Annotated in this window: 17 protein-coding genes and 1 tRNA gene; 13 read left to right on the top strand and 5 right to left on the bottom strand. The window is 57.3% G+C overall.

Features of this window, described 5'->3' with window-relative positions; all coding sequences use genetic code 11:
* Positions 1-63 precede the first annotated feature (63 nt).
* Positions 64-1,359: a lipoprotein-releasing ABC transporter permease subunit gene (locus AC2FGC_RS04805; RefSeq protein WP_496767902.1), complete on the top strand. Its 1,296-nt coding sequence runs from the start codon at positions 64-66 to the stop codon at positions 1,357-1,359.
* Positions 1,352-2,038, top strand: a complete 687-nt coding sequence (locus tag AC2FGC_RS04800; RefSeq protein WP_496724324.1) for an ABC transporter ATP-binding protein — start codon at positions 1,352-1,354, stop codon at positions 2,036-2,038. Before AC2FGC_RS04805 ends, AC2FGC_RS04800 begins: the two co-directional genes overlap by 8 nt.
* Here AC2FGC_RS04800 and AC2FGC_RS04795 read toward each other — a convergent pair.
* Entirely contained in the window at positions 2,022-2,459 is a 438-nt protein-coding gene (locus AC2FGC_RS04795; protein WP_496724326.1) for a DMT family transporter, read from the bottom strand. The two genes, AC2FGC_RS04800 and AC2FGC_RS04795, sit on opposite strands and share 17 nt — an antisense overlap.
* A 92-nt stretch (positions 2,460-2,551) precedes the next feature.
* On the opposite strand from AC2FGC_RS04795, the gene AC2FGC_RS04790 reads away from it, so the two are divergent.
* Positions 2,552-2,950, top strand: a complete 399-nt coding sequence (locus AC2FGC_RS04790) for a c-type cytochrome (protein WP_496724328.1) — start codon at positions 2,552-2,554, stop codon at positions 2,948-2,950.
* 3 nt (positions 2,951-2,953) lie between these two features.
* Here the strand turns inward: AC2FGC_RS04790 and AC2FGC_RS04785 are convergent, their stop codons facing one another.
* On the bottom strand, positions 2,954-3,646 hold the full coding sequence (locus AC2FGC_RS04785; protein ID WP_282151645.1) for a hypothetical protein: 693 nt from the start codon (positions 3,644-3,646) through the stop codon (positions 2,954-2,956).
* Positions 3,647-3,687: 41 nt separating this feature from the next.
* Positions 3,688-4,350, bottom strand: coding sequence for a DNA-3-methyladenine glycosylase I (locus tag AC2FGC_RS04780; RefSeq protein WP_496724330.1), 663 nt, complete (start codon positions 4,348-4,350; stop codon positions 3,688-3,690).
* Between the two features lie 415 nt (positions 4,351-4,765).
* On the opposite strand from AC2FGC_RS04780, the gene AC2FGC_RS04775 reads away from it, so the two are divergent.
* From AC2FGC_RS04775 to AC2FGC_RS04745, 7 genes are all read left to right on the top strand, one after another.
* Positions 4,766-5,716: an ABC transporter substrate-binding protein gene (locus AC2FGC_RS04775; protein WP_058275748.1), complete on the top strand. Its 951-nt coding sequence runs from the start codon at positions 4,766-4,768 to the stop codon at positions 5,714-5,716.
* 10 nt (positions 5,717-5,726) lie between these two features.
* Complete coding sequence (locus tag AC2FGC_RS04770) at positions 5,727-6,776, top strand: quaternary amine ABC transporter ATP-binding protein (RefSeq protein ID WP_496724332.1); 1,050 nt, start codon at positions 5,727-5,729, stop codon at positions 6,774-6,776.
* Positions 6,777-6,778: 2 nt separating this feature from the next.
* Positions 6,779-8,839: an ABC transporter permease gene (locus AC2FGC_RS04765; protein WP_496781889.1), complete on the top strand. Its 2,061-nt coding sequence runs from the start codon at positions 6,779-6,781 to the stop codon at positions 8,837-8,839.
* 108 nt (positions 8,840-8,947) lie between these two features.
* A complete protein-coding gene (locus tag AC2FGC_RS04760; protein WP_496724334.1) occupies positions 8,948-9,613 on the top strand; it encodes an NnrU family protein in 666 nt (221 codons plus the stop codon).
* 72 nt (positions 9,614-9,685) lie between these two features.
* Positions 9,686-10,207: a DUF2478 domain-containing protein gene (locus tag AC2FGC_RS04755; RefSeq protein ID WP_496724336.1), complete on the top strand. Its 522-nt coding sequence runs from the start codon at positions 9,686-9,688 to the stop codon at positions 10,205-10,207.
* 86 nt (positions 10,208-10,293) lie between these two features.
* Positions 10,294-11,541 carry a D-arabinono-1,4-lactone oxidase gene (locus AC2FGC_RS04750; protein WP_496724337.1) on the top strand — a complete coding sequence of 416 codons (1,248 nt, stop codon included), beginning with the start codon at positions 10,294-10,296 and terminating at the stop codon, positions 11,539-11,541.
* Positions 11,538-12,659, top strand: a complete 1,122-nt coding sequence (locus AC2FGC_RS04745; RefSeq protein WP_496724339.1) for an alanine racemase — start codon at positions 11,538-11,540, stop codon at positions 12,657-12,659. The genes AC2FGC_RS04750 and AC2FGC_RS04745 overlap by 4 nt, the downstream gene beginning before the upstream one ends.
* Before the next feature lie 7 nt (positions 12,660-12,666).
* On the opposite strand, the gene AC2FGC_RS04740 is transcribed toward AC2FGC_RS04745, so the two are convergent.
* The gene (locus AC2FGC_RS04740) at positions 12,667-14,148 is read right to left on the bottom strand and encodes a hypothetical protein (RefSeq protein WP_496724341.1); all 1,482 of its coding nucleotides are present in this window, start codon (positions 14,146-14,148) and stop codon (positions 12,667-12,669) included.
* A gap of 227 nt (positions 14,149-14,375) precedes the next feature.
* Positions 14,376-14,459, bottom strand: a tRNA-Tyr gene (locus AC2FGC_RS04735).
* Positions 14,460-14,575: 116 nt separating this feature from the next.
* Between AC2FGC_RS04735 and rlmB the strand changes: the two genes are divergently transcribed.
* The 3 genes from rlmB to AC2FGC_RS04720 all read left to right on the top strand — a co-directional run bounded on the left by rlmB (position 14,576) and on the right by AC2FGC_RS04720 (position 16,201).
* Positions 14,576-15,346, top strand: coding sequence for a 23S rRNA (guanosine(2251)-2'-O)-methyltransferase RlmB (rlmB, locus tag AC2FGC_RS04730; protein ID WP_109313128.1), 771 nt, complete (start codon positions 14,576-14,578; stop codon positions 15,344-15,346).
* Positions 15,330-15,644 (top strand): hypothetical protein, encoded by a 315-nt coding sequence (locus tag AC2FGC_RS04725; RefSeq protein WP_200833257.1) that lies wholly within the window; start codon positions 15,330-15,332, stop codon positions 15,642-15,644. The genes rlmB and AC2FGC_RS04725 overlap by 17 nt, the downstream gene beginning before the upstream one ends.
* A 104-nt stretch (positions 15,645-15,748) precedes the next feature.
* A complete protein-coding gene (locus tag AC2FGC_RS04720; protein ID WP_496724343.1) occupies positions 15,749-16,201 on the top strand; it encodes a YHS domain-containing (seleno)protein in 453 nt (150 codons plus the stop codon).
* Positions 16,202-16,383: the final 182 nt, after the last annotated feature.

Here is a 16,383-nt window from a genome sequence, read left to right as displayed (position 1 = left end):
AACCGGCTTGACCATCCGGTGAAATGCCGAAAGGGTCGCGACAACAAAATAACCGGAGCAGGCATGGCCAGAACACCCCCGCCCTTTGCCCCATTTGAGTGGAAAATCGCGTGGCGTTACCTGCGCGCGCGCCGTGCCGAAGGTGGCGTGAGCGTTATGACGTGGATTTCCCTGATCGGGATCACGCTGGCCGTCTTTGCCCTGATTGCCACTCTGGCCGTCCGTTCTGGATTTCGGTCCGAATTCGTCGGCACTATTCTGGGCGCAAACGCCCATGTGACTGTGTACTCCGCCGGAGAGTTTGATGCGCAGGGGCGCGTTGACCGCACAATCGCGGAATATGAAGAGATGACCAGCCGGATCGCGCAGGTTCCGGGCGTGGAACGCGCGGCCCCGCTGGTCAAAGGGCAGGTCCTGATTACCAATCGCGATCGCAGCAGCGGGGTCGAGGTCTTTGGTATCCGCCCCGACGACTTGCGCGATCTGCCGGGCGTCGCGCAAAGCGAACAAGCCGTCGGTGATCTGACCCAGTTTCAAGACGGAGAGGATGTGATTGCCATTGGGTCCGGTGTGGCGCGCAGCATCGGAGCGGCGGTTGGTGACACGGTCAAACTGACCTCACCCAATGGGGTGAAAACCGCCTTTGGGACGTCTCCGCGCGTGAACGCTTATCAGGTGGTCTATGTGTTCTCGGCCGGGCGGTATGACATCGACCGCACCCGCGTTTATATGCCGTTCACGCAAGCTCAGAGCTTTTTCAACCGCGACGGTGTGGCCGACGAGATCGAAGTGATGGTCGAACGGCCCGAGGAAATGACCCCGGTTCTGATTCCCATCCTCGAGGCCGCAGGCGGGCGCAGCCAGATCTGGACTTGGCAGGATGCGTCGGGCGGATTTCTGCGTGCGCTTGAGGTTGAGGACAACGTGATGTTTATCATCCTGTCGATCCTCGTCTTGATTGCGGCAATGAATATCGTGTCGGGCCTGATCATGCTGGTGAAAAACAAGGGGCGCGATATCGGTATCCTGCGCACCATTGGCCTGAGCGAAGGGTCGATCCTGAGGGTCTTTTTCATCTGCGGTGCGTTCACAGGCATCATCGGCACCGTTATGGGCGTGATCCTCGGCTGCCTGTTTGCCATCTATATCGACCCGATATTCTCATTCGTGAACTACGTCATGGGCGGCGGCGTCTGGGATCCGTCCATTCGCGGCATCTACTCCTTACCCGCCGAGTTGCACCTTTCCGATGTGCTCAAGGCGATTGGGCTGTCGTTGGGGCTGTCATTCATCGTCACCTATTTCCCGGCCCGCCGCGCGGCGCGGCTGAACCCGGTTGAGGCGCTGCGCTATGAATGACCTGACAATGCGGCTGAACGGTCTGACCAAAACCTACCTCAAGGGCACTCCGGGCGAGGTTCAGGTGTTGCGCGGTGTCGATCTGGAACTGCGTGCTGGCGAAGCCGTGGCGATGGTCGCGCCATCCGGGGCAGGCAAATCGACACTGTTGCACATTGCCGGACTACTGGACAAACCAGATGAAGGATCGGTCGAGATCGCGGGCCAGAATGTAGCTGGCAGGGGGGATCGAACCCGTACAGCGCTTAGACGAAAGGACGTTGGTTTCGTGTACCAGTTCCATCATTTGTTGCCCGAGTTTACCGCGCTGGAAAACATCACCCTGCCGCAACTGGCTAACGGTGTATCCGAAAAGGCTGCACAGGACAGGGCGATGGCCTTGCTGGACCGCGTTGGAGTGGCGGCACGGGCCGATCACCGCCCCGCCGCCTTATCGGGGGGCGAGCAGCAACGTGTTGCGTTTTGTCGGGCCTTGGCAAACAAGCCGCGCGTTTTGCTGGCGGATGAGCCGACTGGAAACTTGGATCCCGAAACCTCGGATCAGGTATTTGGTGCTTTGATGTCGCTGGTCCGGGATGAAGGGCTTTCAGCGTTGATTGCCACGCATAACATGGATCTGGCCGCGCGAATGGACCGTAAACTGCGACTGGAGGCGGGTGTTCTTAAGCCAGTTGAGTGATGGCGACACCGGCCGCCATCACGGCTATGCCCCCGGCCCGTATCCATGTCAGCGGCGTGACCTGAGCACCAAACAGGCCAAAATGATCGATGGCCGCCGTGCTGATTAGCTGTCCCAGCAGAACAAAGAACACGGCGTTGCCGACTCCGAAATGGGGGGCGACATGCGTGATCGACAGAACATAAAACGCAATCAAAACACCGGCCAGCAACAAGTGTTTCGGGGCTTGGGCCACCTTGGATAGCGCTTCTATTCCTGGAAACAGCAGCATGACCAGGGCTGACGCCACGAACGCGATGGCAAACAGGACTACGCCGGCGGTTGTCGGGGACCCGATCAGCTTGCCCAGTGCGGCATTCAAAGCCGCCAGAATCGGAACGCCGATCCCGGCCGCCAGCATAATGGCTGCGTATTGTGTCATTGCCCGTATCCTCCCGCTTCGTTGATCTGGATCATTGCGCCAAGCCGCCCGGCGGGCAAGCCTGCAAATGTCAATCGTGACAGGAGGATGCGATGATCAAACCGATGTTCGGGGCCGTTTGTGCGAGTGTAGCTGCGTTGGCGTCTCAGACCATGGCGCAGAACGTTGAAACCGGTGCCGAACTCTATCAGCATTATTGTGCGACTTGTCATGGGATCGATGCGACCGGGCATGGGCCAATGGCTGGTGTGTTGGTGATACAGCCGACTGATCTGACCCAGCTGGCATCCGGGGATGGAGTATTCCCAACAGCCCGTGTTGTGGCGCGTATCGACGGGCGTGATCCCTTGGTCAGTCATGGCAGCCCGATGCCGGTTTACGGTCCCTATTTCGACGGGCAGGATACCACGATGAAAACCCCAGACGGTCAGCCGATCCTGACCAGTCAGCCGATTGTGGATCTGGTGGCTTATCTGGAGACGCTGCAATAAGGCTTAACCCTCGCGGCAAATCCCTTCGACCTTCGCTCCGCTCCACGGAATGACAACGGCACGCTCGCGTTGTGCGCCGGGCAGCGGGGACAAGTCGAAATGCGTCCCCAACATGTCATGCAGGCGCTGGGTCCGCGGCGCGGTAGGGTCCAACGCCCGGCAGCAGACGTACTCCTCGACGATCGCCCCCTGTTGTTCGAATCCATAGGATAGAAAATCAGGCGATGTCTGCAGGTCGAACAAGTAGGGGTCCTTGCTTCCGCCATGTTCGGCGGCGGCTCGCAGGGGGTGGTAACCAGTGGACTGGCGGTTCTGCCATTGCCAGACGTGTGTCAGCTCGTGTGCAAGCAACATCCCGGCAATCAGGTCCATTTGTTCCGGGAAGTCGGACATATAGTCCTCAAGGTACCAGTCCTTGTTAAAATAGACCTTATTGAACAACGCAACAGCGGCGGGTTTTGCGGTGACGACACCTTCTTCGGTTGGTGGCAGGATACGTTCCCGACAGGCCAGGCGCGGCCGGTCCTTGCGGTAAAACGTGATCGGCGTTACCGGCGCACCTTCAACAAGGCGCACGCGATCCAGATCCAGCGTGTCGCCTTGAACGGCACTTGCAAATGCGCGTTCCTGATCCGTCAAAGGGCGACCACAGGCAGCAAGCAAAATTAGTAGCGTCATCAAAATACGAAAGGCCATAATCAAAGCCTAATGCGAAGCGCCCGCGCTGCAACCCGTTTTCACAGGCTCATCGCCAAAACCCTGCTGATTTCCGTCAGCGACCGGCCTGATTGATCCATCCATGTGTTGAAGGCCGCTTGCACCGCAGCCATTGCCTTTTTCGAGGTGGGGGATTTGTCGATCACGCCTTCGGCAATCAGCCGCGCGGTCACATCTTGTGAGAGGATAAAGCTGTCGCGCCCAGCAAATCGCATGGCGTATTGGGCCGAAGCCCCGCCCAGACGCGACCCTCTCTTGCCCAGCATCGCCAGCAGCCCGGCAAAGTCGTCAGATGGCCAACCCCCAAGAACCTGACCCGCACCGCCTTCATCACGAAGCTCCAGCAAAAATGCGGCATTGTCACGAACGGTCGCGATCTTGGTCCCGTTGCGCACAATGCGAGTATCCTGCAGCAAGGCGTCGAATTTCTCATCGTCCATGAAGGCGCAGCGTCCGACATCGAAACCGTCAAATGCGATTTCAAACCCGTCCCACTTGTTTTCGATGACCTTCCAGTTGAACCCCGCCTGAAAGATGGTCTTGGTGATAATCGACAGCCAGCGATCTTCCGGCATCTCAGAAAGCTCGACCAGGCTTTTGGGTTTGCTCAACTTTTCATTCAACGCATCCGGGCCACCATGGCGATTGGCAGCCATTACAAAAATTTCATCGAAATGATGCATAAATCATGTCCTCCACCGATAAAGTTGCTTGTTGATCGCTTCGTTGCAAGGTCTCAAAGAGAGTGAGTTTTTGGACATTTGGTGCGTCTGAAATCAAAAAACGCAGAAAAATCGAACATCGGGAAAAGAAATACTCGACAAAACAGGGGATTCGGGTTTGTGATTGACTCGTCAATCAAAGACCTGCGCCAGATATTTGTGTTAAGCAAAAACGCGCGCGATCAGTACAACGCAGCGAGTGGGGACTTGCGGCTTAATACAAGGCGAAAAATTCCGCCTTTGTTCAAAGTGTTCACTTCCCTTTTGCGGCCAATATTGTGCATGTTGCGACATGGTATTGTCGTCTGTCCAACCTTCCGGCGCGCAACTGTGCGCTGAGGTGGACGAAAAACAAAAAAAGACAGGGAGAATGTCGATGAAAAAACTTAGTGTCAGCCTGTTGGCTATGATGGTAGCCGGTTCCGCTTACGCCGCCGATATGGGTGCCGTGGACGAGCCGATCAAACTGGCGATCAACGAATGGACCGGTCAGCACGTAACGACCCAAGTGGCGGGCGAGATGCTGAAAGCCGCGGGTTACAACGTCGAATATGTGACCGCTGGTATGATGAACCAGTTCCAGGCAATCGCGGATGGCGACATCACTGCGACGCTGGAAATCTGGTCGTCAAACGTCTCGGACGAATACGCCAAGAAAATCGACGAAGGCACCGTCGTCGAGATCGGCGATCTGGGCCTGGATGCCAAGGAAGGCATCGCTTATCCGGCGCACGTGGCCGATCTGTGCCCCGGTCTGCCGGCGTGGGAAGCGCTGAAGGATTGCGCGCAGGTTTTCGCAACCGCTGAAACTCTGCCCGGTGGTCGCCTGGTCGACTATCCTGCTGATTGGGGTACGCCCGGCGCCGACCGTATGACCGGTCTTGAGCTGCCGTTCAAAGCTGTGCCTGCCGGTTCCGAAGGTGCTCTGATCGCAGAATTGCGTGCCTCGACCGAGCGCAAGTCGCCGCTGCTGATCACTTTTTGGCAGCCGCATTGGGCGATGTCGGCCTATGACGTTCAGTTCGTTGAATTGCCTGCCGGTGAAGAAGCCTGCTTTAACGATCCGGCATGGGGACCGAACCCGAACGCCGTGAACGACTGCGATTTCTCGCCCTCGCGCATCTTCAAAGCCAGCTGGAACGGGATGGAAGAAAAATGGCCCGCGGCCTATGAAATCCTGTCCAACTATCAATTGGCGGTCGAGGACCAGCAGCCGATGATGGGCGCGATCGACGTTGACGGCGGTAAAGTCGAAGAAGTTGTCGCCGAATGGATGGCTGCGAACGAAGACAAATGGCGTCCGGTTGTTGACGCGGCAACGCAGTGAGTTCGCATAAGTGACTGACGCGAATACGCCAGCCATTACCTGCCAGAATCTCTGGCAGGTTTTTGGTCAAGGCGCAGACAAAGCCCTGACCGACGCGCTGTCTCGGTCAGGGAATGATGCAGACCAAGCCGCCGCCGATCTGCGCGAACACGGGTTCATCCCGGCCGTTCAGGACGCAAATTTTGAAGTCAAAGAGGGCGAGCTGTTCGTCATCATGGGCCTGTCTGGGTCGGGCAAGTCCACACTGATCCGCTGTATCTCGCAATTGTTGCCGGGCACGGGGGGCGAAATCCGTGTCGACGGCGAAAACGTCATCGGTGCGTCGAAGAAAGCGCTGACCGAATTGCGGCGCAAGAAGTTGGGCATGGTGTTCCAGCATTTTGGCCTGTTTCCACACATGACCGTTGCGGACAACGTGGCCTATCCACTGCGCGTATCGGGCGTCGGCAAAAAGGAACGAATGGCTCGCGCACAAGAGGTCATCACTTTGGTCGGGCTGGAGGGCCGCGAGGACAGCTACCCGCGTCAGCTTTCCGGTGGTCAGCGTCAGCGCGTGGGAATTGCACGGTCTTTGGCGGTGAACCCGGACATCTGGTTTCTGGACGAGCCGTTCTCGGCCCTTGATCCACTGATCCGCCGACAGCTGCAGGACGAATTCCTGCGCATTCAGGCGACGCTGAAGAAATCCATCGTGTTTATTACTCACGATATCCAAGAAGCACTGAAACTGGCCGACCGCATCGCCATCATGCGCGATGGCAAGATCGTCCAGATCGGAACGCCGACGGATATCGTATTGCGCCCCGTGGATGATTACGTGCGCGAATTCTCGAAAGACGTGGCCAAGGGTCAGCACGCCAAAGTCGCCTCGGTCATGCGGGACGAATCTGAACGTGGCCCGGATGATCCTGGCCTGACAACCTCGATGACCCTGGACGCCGCGTTGGCGCATTGCATGGAGCTTTATGAGCCCGTTCCTGTGCGAGATGAAAACGGCAATATCGTTGGCACGGTTCATCCTTCTGATCTTGCCGCCGCGCTCCAGGTGGATGAAACATGAGTATGCGGCTCGACGTCCCGATACTTGGTAGATTGCGTGTTACAGATGGGGCCATAGCGGCCTTGATAACAGTTTTCGTCGGTTACCTGTGTTTGCGTTATGAGGCAGATGCGCCGTGGCTGGTGCAGTGGCCTGCGGAATGGGTTGTTCCCGCGACGGAATGGGTCGGTGCATTCCTCGACTGGTTTCTGAACGGCATCAAACCAGCGATGCGGTTGTTTTCCGATTTGATGGCCTATCCCATGAACGGTGCCAATTTTGTATTAGGCAATACTCCATGGCCGATCCTCATCGGTCTGGTAACGGCACTGGGTTGGTATCTGGGCGGCCTGTCGATGGCGGCGTTGGGGTTTTTTGGCCTGTGTTTCGTGTTCGCCTCCGGCTATTGGGCCGAGAGTATGAATACCCTGGCATTGGTCGCCGTCTCGGTTCCCGTTGCGCTGATCGTCGGCGGTGCCATTGGCATCCTTGCCAACGAAATGCCCCGCGTCAGGTCCTTTGTCCAGGCGGTGTTGGACGTGATGCAGACGGTCCCGACTTTTGCCTACCTGACCCCGCTACTCCTGCTGTTTGGCTTTGGCCCGGTTGTGGGTTTGATCGCGTCGGCCATTTATGCGGCCCCGCCCATGGCGCGCAACGTGATGCTGGGTCTGGAACGGGTCGAGCCCGAGATCAAAGAGGCCGCCATCATGTCCGGCGGCACGCGGTTTCAGCAGTTGTTTCAGGTCGAAATCCCCGCAGCGGCGACGCAGATCATGGTGGGCGTAAACCAATGCCTGATGGCTGCCCTTTCAATGGTCATCATCGCTGCCGTTATCGGCGGGTTCAACGACATCGGCTGGGAAGTTCTTCTGACCATGCGCAAGGCTCAGTTTGGTGAGTCGCTGATGGCCGGTCTCGTCATCGTGGTCTTTGCTGTGGTGATCGACCGGATGAGCGGCACGCTGGCGACCGAGCGTAAGCGCTATGATCCACGCGTTGTCTGGGCGGTCTTGGGCTTTACGGCCCTTTTCACCGTCGCCTTCTGGGCATGGCTGCCGAACCCGTCCGAACTGACCTTGCTGGATCCTATGGCCGAGGCTGTCGATAGCGGTCTGACCGCGTTCACGCAGGCAAATGGTCCTTGGCTGGATGCGCTCAAGAACAACTCATTGTTCTATGTTCTGTTGCCACTGCGGATCGGTCTTGATCAGGCGGTTTTGCCCTTCACATGGGGGTTCCAATGGACGCCTGAAATGAGCGAACGCCTGTTTATCGTTGGGGGTGTCATCGCCGCACTGATGGCATGGCGCGGTCACCTGACAGGCGGTTTGATCGTGCTGATCCTGATCGGAATGTTGGAAACTGGTATTGCAAACCTGCCATGGCCTTTCGTTCTTACTGGCGCTGCCGCGCTCAGCTATGTCGCGGGCGGCTGGCGTCTGGCGGCGCTTTCGGTGGGGTTGCTGTGTACCATCCTTGTCTCCGGTCTTTGGGAGCGCGCCTTGCTGTCGCTTTACCTCAGCGGTGCTGCGGTGTTTTCCTGCGCCGTGGCAGGCGGCTTGATCGGACTGGCCAGCGCGGTATGGGCGCCGGTCTGGAAGGTTGTTCGTCCAATTTGCGACATGCTGCAGACGATCCCGCTATTCGTGTTCCTGATCCCCGTGCTGATGGTGTTCCAGATTGGCGAGTTCTCGGCCTTTCTGGCCATCTGTGCTTACGCCATCGTCCCGATGATCCGCTACACGCGTCACGGGCTGGTCAACACTCCAGAAGAGATGATGGAGGCCGCAATCTCGAGCGGTGCGACCGAGTGGCAGATCATGCGCGACGTGCGCGCGCCGTATGCTGCGCCGACGATCCTGCTGGGGTTGAACCAGACCATCCTTTATGCCTTTGCAATGCTGGTGATCGCGGCACTGATCGGGACCACCGGTCTGGGGCAGTCGATCTATCTTGCACTGGGGCAAGCGGATGTGGGTCTGGGCATCTCGGCCGGTGCTGCTATGGCGATTCTGGCGCTTGTTGCCGACCGTATCGTACAGGGCTTTGCCGAAGAACGGCGCAAAGCGCTGGGGCTGTAAATTGGGGCAGGGGCGGCGCGTCCGCCCCTTCTACCCCGCGTTTGATCTTGGACAAAGACCGGACAGCGTTCGGGGCGTAGACCGCGCGTAACACGTTCGGAGAATACTATGACCAGTTGGGCCTTCTTTCTTGCAGCACTGATCACCTTTCTTCTCAGCCACGCCATCCCGGTGAGGCCGGGTGTTCGCAGTCGACTGATCGAAACACTAGGGCGCAAGGGTTATTTTGCGGCATATTCCGCACTTTCCCTTCTGGTGCTGGCATGGCTGATCGTCGCCGCAGCGCAAGCGCCATATGTTGAGGTCATCCCGCCGCTTGTCATCTTTCGCTGGGCGCCACTCTTGGTGATGCCAATCGTGTGCTGGCTGGCTGTCGCGGGCATATCGATCCAAAACCCGTTCTCATTTGGCGGGATGGGGCATTGTACATTCGATCCCGAAAAACCGGGCATCTTGCGGTCCACTCGCCACCCTGTTCTTGCGGCTTTGATGCTGTGGGCGGGGGCTCATCTGCTGGCCAATGGCAGCCTGTCACACGTGATCCTGTTCGGGCTTTTTGCAGGCTTTTCGACATTCGGCATGGCACTGATCGACCGCCGCAAACAACGCGACTTGGGTATGGAATGGACCCGGTTGTCCCGCAACACGGCCCGCCTGTCGCTGCGCGTACCACAACCGTGGCCGCGCCCTTGGGTCTGGCTGGTTGCAATTGCGATCTTCATGGCATTGCTTCATTTGCACGCGCCTGTGATCGGATTATCGCCATTACCGTGATCCAAGAGAGTGGTCGCGCAGGACCTTGCGTGCTATCTGGAACGTTACAAATCTGTACTAAGGGGTCCTTGGATGCATCTGGCCTATGTTACTACCACCGACCGCGGCGCAACCGACCGCCTGTTAAGTGCGGTTGCCGAACACCTGCTCGCCAAAGGCGCGAGCCTTGCGGGTGTGGTTCAAACCAACACCGAATGCGCGGATAGCAGCAAATGTGACATGGATGTTCGCGTTCTGCCCGAGGGTGAGACGATCCGTATCTCGCAATCCCTTGGTGAGCAGTCACGTGGTTGTCGTCTGGATCCTGCCGCGCTGGAACAGGCCGTCGGATATGTGACCTCTTCGCTGGCCGACGCGCCGCAATTGCTGATGATCAACAAGTTCGGCAAACATGAGGCGGATGGGCGCGGTTTCCGCCCCGTAATTGCCGAAGCTTTGGCGTTGGATGTTCCCGTTCTTGTTGGTGTGAACGGTTTAAACAAAGAAAAATTCGACGCGTTCACAGGTGGTGCTGCCGAACAGATCGCAGCTGATCTTGAAAGCATCATTGCATGGTTCGACCGTGTTACTGCGCAACGTGAGGCCGCGGCCTGACAAAGCTCCCGTTGGGTAAGCTTCTGTTTTCCTGACTTGTTTCGTGTCGCATGTGCTGCAATCCTCTCCCTCGGAGGAGACAGTGCATGTGGACCAACTGGGCCGGAAACCAGCGCACGGATACGCCAATAGCGCGCCCGACGTCGATTGCTGAACTGCAAAATGAGATCGCGCGACCCCAAAGCCTGCGGGTCTTGGGTGCGGGGCATTCCTTTACGCCAATCGTAGCCGGTGGTGACCGGATCGTGGACTTGTCTGATTTGGATCTGCCAACGCTTGGCGATGCCCGGCAGGATCGGGTGTGGGTCAACGCCAATGCGCGGTTGCGGGATCTGTCACCGGCGCTGGCGGACAAAGGACTGGCATTTCGAAACCTTGGGGACATCAACACCCAATCGCTGGCGGGTGCGGCGTCGACTGCGACGCATGGGACCGGGCGGGACTTGCCGTGCCTTGCGGCAGAAATCACTGCAGCCCGGATGATCGGAGCAAGAGGAGATGTCCTGACCACGGATGATATCCCGCTTGAGATGGTACAGGTCAGTTTGGGGATGCTAGGCGTTCTGACCGAAGCGCAGATTTCGGTCGTGCCAAAGTACAACTTACGTCGGCAGGTCCAGCTTGCCTCGGTCAAGGATAGTCTGGCCACGATGCACCAGAAATGGGCAGAGAACCGGAATTTCGAATTCTTCTGCATCCCGTTTACCGGAAAGACTGTCGAACTTCGTCATGCCATCACAGATGCAGCCGAAAGCAAAGCACCGCGCGATTTGGATATGATCGCTGTAAAGGTACTGAAACTTGCGCGCAGCGCGGGGCGGATCAGCGAAGGGTTGCGCAGTGCGATGCTCAAGCTACTGACGCTTGCGCAGTCGGACGAGGATTATATCGGCGAAAGCTGGCGGGTTTTGTGTAGCGACCGGCATATTCGTTTCAAGGAAATGGAATACCATCTGCCGCCAGATGTGGCTGGGGATGTTCTGCAAGAGGTTCTGACGCGCCTACATCGCGACCATAAGGACATCTATTTTCCGATCGAAGTGCGCCAGACTGCTGGAGACACGGCCTGTCTGTCTCCGTTCCAGGGTGGGCCGCGCATTTCCATCGCTATTCACACCGACGCAGACGAGGATCATAAGCGGTATTTCGAAGCCATTGAGCCGCTATTTGTCGAAGCAGGGGGCCGCCCTCATTGGGGCAAGATACACAACCTGGCTTACAAAGACCTGTCCTTAATGTATCCGGATTTTGACCAGTTTTGTGCCTTGCGCGAACAGCTCGATCCACAGGGTAAATTTATGACGCCCACGCTTGTTCGGTTGTTTCGACCATGAATGCAGCAGCCCTGAAAGCTCTGTCAGATGTTCTGCGATCACACGGGGTCGACAAGCCCGTCGTCGTAGTGGACTTAGACTTGTTGGACGCCAATTGTGTTGTCGCCGACAGGGTTGCTGATGTTGGACTGGCCCGCAGGCTGGTCGCCAAGTCTCTGCCCTGTCTGCCTTTGTTGGATTTCATTCGCGAGCGCATATCGACCTCTGGCCTGATGACGTTTTCCGAACCGATGTTGCAGGCGCTTTTGACGGCCGAGCCCGATACGGACCATCTGATTGGAAAGCCCTTGCCTGTCAGTTCTGCTGCAAGGCTTCTGTCCACCAATCCCGATGCGGCAAGGCGCGTTCAATGGTTGATCGACACTCCAGCTCGGCTTGGGGAATATCTGGCGTTGGCTTCAAATCGCCAGACGTCACTGCGTTTGTCTTTGGAACTGGATATCGGCCTGCACCGTGGCGGGCTAAATTCTCAGAATGTCGCAGAACTTGCCCAACAAATAATGGCGCACCCTTACGGGCAGATTGCCGGGGTGATGGGGTACGAGGCGCATTTGGCGAAAATGCCGGGCGTTTTGCGCAACCGCGCGGCGCGGGCCAGCGCAGATGCGTTCAACACAGCCGTCGCCGCTTTGCCGCATGACGAAGATGAGTTGTGTCTGAACACAGGTGGCAGCCTGACCTTTCAATCCTACCTTGCCGAGGGGTCCGCGAATGAGGTCGCATTCGGCTCGGTCCTGGTAAAGCCCGGCGATTTTGACCACGCCACGACGCAGGCGTTTGCACCAGCCGCGTTCATTGCGACACCAGTTCTTAAAGCAATGCCGGGTAACGCATTGCCGGGTCTGGAGTTTTTGCCGCGACAAAAAACGGATATAGCGATCTTTGGCGGCCACTTCCTTGCCCAGCCGGTATTCCCAGCAGGGTTTGGCTACTCAGCGGTCTTTGGCCGTTCAAGCAATCAGGAAGTGTGGACTGGCCCGCGAACGGCAGACGTGTCGCCGGGCGACATCGCCTTGCTGCGCCCTGCTCAAAGCGAGGCTGTACTGAATCAGTTCGGCACCATGCTTGCCATCCGAGGCGGGCAGGTGGTTGGTGAATGGCCATGCCTGCCCAACTAGGCGTCGGTTAATCTGCAAACAGGGCTTCGGCGGCACGGCGCGCCTCGGGGTCGCGCTTGATCTCTTGGTTGTAAGGAAGCTCGGCCAGTTCGGGCACCGACTGACGCAGGATCGCCGCGTTTAGCTCTCCGTTCCGGCGCAGGGCAGGAGTAATGCCCATACTGCGCGAGATCAGATATCTGTCATTGAACGGATTGAGCGTAAAGTGACGCGGCATCCCGTTCAGCCCGGCACCCATTGTGTTTGGAAGGATGTTCTCAAGAAATGATAGGTCAAACGCGTAGCGGTGCGTTTCCGGTGGCAGTGTGTCAAGCCAAGTCATCACCTCACGTTGCCAATAGACAGCGGGTGGAATGCCTTCAGGCGCCCTTAAGCGCAGGCGCCGCACCAGATGTGGAAATCGAAACGCATCCTGCCCTTTCCACTGATTTGCACGGTTCATGTCCATGACATTTCCACGCATAGAAATCTCGGCATCAGGCAGGAATTCGTGTGCCGCCAGTTCACGATACCCCATAGTCGACGTATGTCCGCCCGTACGAAGCCCGAACAGCTTTTCCTCGAGGCTCAGTTCATCCGACGGGCCGTGTTCTTCAGCCAGCTTCATGCCATCAATCCGTTCGGGCTCAAAACCAAGCTTCTGTCCAATTTTCTGGGCAAGCAGACAATCCAGCGATGACAGATAGTTAATCCGGTGCGTATAAAACGCACTGACATGTCCAAGGTGGTCCTTGGCTGACGCGACCAGTGCCCGGCTGTCATACCCACCTGTAATCGGAATGGCGGACCGGAAAGATCGCGCAAGCGCGCCGACCGTAGTCCCAAGACGTGTCACAATATCAGATGCAACGGCGTCAATGTCCGCATCCGCAGTAAATGGCCCGTCCGATCGGGGCCAATGGCGATATTGCTGATACCGGTCGAGGGTCAGCGAATGATTTGGTCGGGCCAGCCGAAGGTCGCGGTCTGCAGTGAAGCCTAAAGAAAAGTTAGTTGCCCCCGACATGACATCCTCGGCCCGGATATAGCGTCCGGGTGCGATGGGCCGGTCCAGCGCCATGAAAGGTGATGAGCCTATGAGGCCCGTCTTGGGGTCATAGAAACAGGACAATTCCAGTGTGGGATCGAAATATAGCCTTTGTTCGCGCCCGAGCCTGCTGAATATGACAAAGCGCCCTGCCAGATTTTCAAGCCAGTCATCCAGGTCGCGCCATGTCGAACTGGCACCAAGATCGACATGTGTACCGTCCTCTATGACCGTTCCGGTGTCGACCGCGATCCCTAGAATCAACAGCTGTAGGTCGGCGTCGGCGCAATCGGGTTGCGCAACGTTTAGCCGAGGACTGTGATGAATTTTGAACGGGGCAAACTCAGCTGTATTCCAACCTTCTGGCGCTGCTACACTGTCCGATCTGACCGCGTATTGATGGGGAAAAACATCATCGAACGGAATGCCAATATCCTGCGCTTCACGTATTGCCTGTAGCATTTGCTCTCCACATCGGACTGATCCGCAAAGCCCTGACTTCGCTGGGTATCCTGTTGTTCGTTGTTTGCGATCAGATTAACCGGAGGCGATTTGCACTTCCAGTGGCAAGACCGCCGATCCGTCGCGCAGCGCCCCGCCGATGTCAACAATTTGCAACAGAGCCCCGCAATCGAAGGCCATAGCAATCGAAAGTGCTTGGATTGAGGGATCTGCATGTGATTGGAAAGTGGTGGGCGACCCTGGAATCGAACCAGGCGTGCGTCTCCGCGAGGGAGTTACAGTCCCCTGCCACACCTTGCGGCCTGTCGCCCACTGTCAGGCGTTGCACCTGACGTGGAGGCGTGATTACTAGCGCCTTGAAGAAGCGTCAACAGGAAAATTTGGCTTTGACGCAGGAAACCGAATTCCCGGCCCGGAGGCCCAAGAAATGAAGAAACCCAAGTGGGTCGTTGAAAAGGAACAGGCGCGCAAAGCTGCGGCGTCTGAAACCGTATGGCTGTTCGGTTTGCATGCCGTTCGGGATGCTTTGATGAACCCCAACAGGCAGAAACTGCGCCTTGTTGTGACGCGGAATGCCCAGGATAAACTGGCAGAAGCGATTGAATTTGCAGGGATCGAGGCCGAAATGGTCGATCCGCGCAAATTTACCGCTCCTATTGATCCGGGGTCGGTTCATCAGGGGGCCGCTCTTGAGGTCAAGCCGCTGGATTGGGGCGGGCTGGCTGAAAACTGCATTGGGCGTGAACATCCCAGGGTCATTCTGTTGGACCGTGTCACCGACCCGCACAATGTTGGGGCGATTCTTCGCTCGGCCGAAGTGCTTGGGGCCAGTGCCGTGATCGGTACGCGGCACCACTCGGCCCCAGAGACGGGCGCGCTGGCCAAAACCGCCAGCGGAGCGCTGGAGCGTCAGCCCTATCTGCGTGTGCGCAATCTGGCGGATGCGATCGTTGAATTGCAGAATATGGGATTCTTGGTGTTGGGCCTGGATGGCGAGGCGGAGGACACCATCGAAACCGCGCTGGGCGGCAAACTGGATCAACCTGTTGCGCTGGTTCTTGGGGCCGAAGGGCCGGGTCTGCGGCAAAAGACCAAGGAAACTGTCAATCAACTGGTGAAAATCGACGCATCCGGTGGGTTTGGTTCTCTGAACGTCTCAAATGCTGCCGCAATTGCCTTATATGCTTCAAGGCATTGATAGACAGGAGAGAGCCATTACCAGCCCGACCAAAATCGCCACCTGCTGTTATTGCGGAACGCGCGCTGCGTTGGTTCTGAAGGGGAAGCAACGCCACGAACTCAGCTGCTCTAGCTGCGGTGCCCCTTTGCATGACCTCAAGATGGTTCCCAAGCGCAAGCTGAGCAATGACAAGCCAAAGCGCGACAGCTACAAAACCGCCACCGCATACAAGTCCAAAAAGAAAAAGAAGAAAAAGGGGATTTTTGCGCGCGTCATTGATGAGGCCTGGGATGTGGTCGAGGATATCTTTGACTGACGCGGGATAAAGCGACACGGGTGTTCACAACCGCGTTAATAGGGGTGTTTCGCGCGACAAAAGATTGCATTTTGATACCCTGAATTTGTAATCCTGAGCATGTGATGCCAATCAAACGATTCATACTTGGCGCGATAGCCGCCGTTGCCCTTCTTCCTGCCGCTCATGCACAGGACATGCCCGTCTTCTATGAGGCGGACGGTGCCGTCATGGCCGGCTACGACCCTGTCTCATATTTTCTTGAGGAAACGCCGGTACGGGGTTTGCCAGAGTATTCTGTGATCTGGAAAGGGGCTGAATGGCATTTCGCCTCGGCCGAGAATCGCGATCTGTTTGAAAGCAATCCCCGCGCCTTTTCCCCTCAGTTCGGGGGCTACTGCGCCTATGCTATGGCGCAAGGTATATTAAAAAGCACCGATCCGATGCTTTGGGACATGGTGGAAGGCCGGCTGTATCTGACCCACTCGCCTGAGATTGAGCAGCTCTGGCGCGGAGATCGTGCAGAATACATTCACATGGCCGAGAAAAACTGGCCTGTGGTGCTTTATCAAGACTAGGCGAATTTCCGCTTTCTTCGGCCTGTCATCACAAAAATGCGACGCCCCTCTTTTTTTCTCTGAACTTATGCCTAAATGTCACAGTGACCGCGGAACGGAACTGCCGCGGGTCATTTCACTGTCCCTCGTTCCAACAACTGGCGCTCAGGTTTGACCTGAGCGCTTTTTTCTTTGCTGCGCCA

The organism is Ruegeria sp. CDSC054 (genome assembly GCF_059610645.1).
The sequence above is the reverse complement of the archived record's forward strand: the minus strand, read 5'-3'. Positions and strand labels throughout refer to the sequence as shown.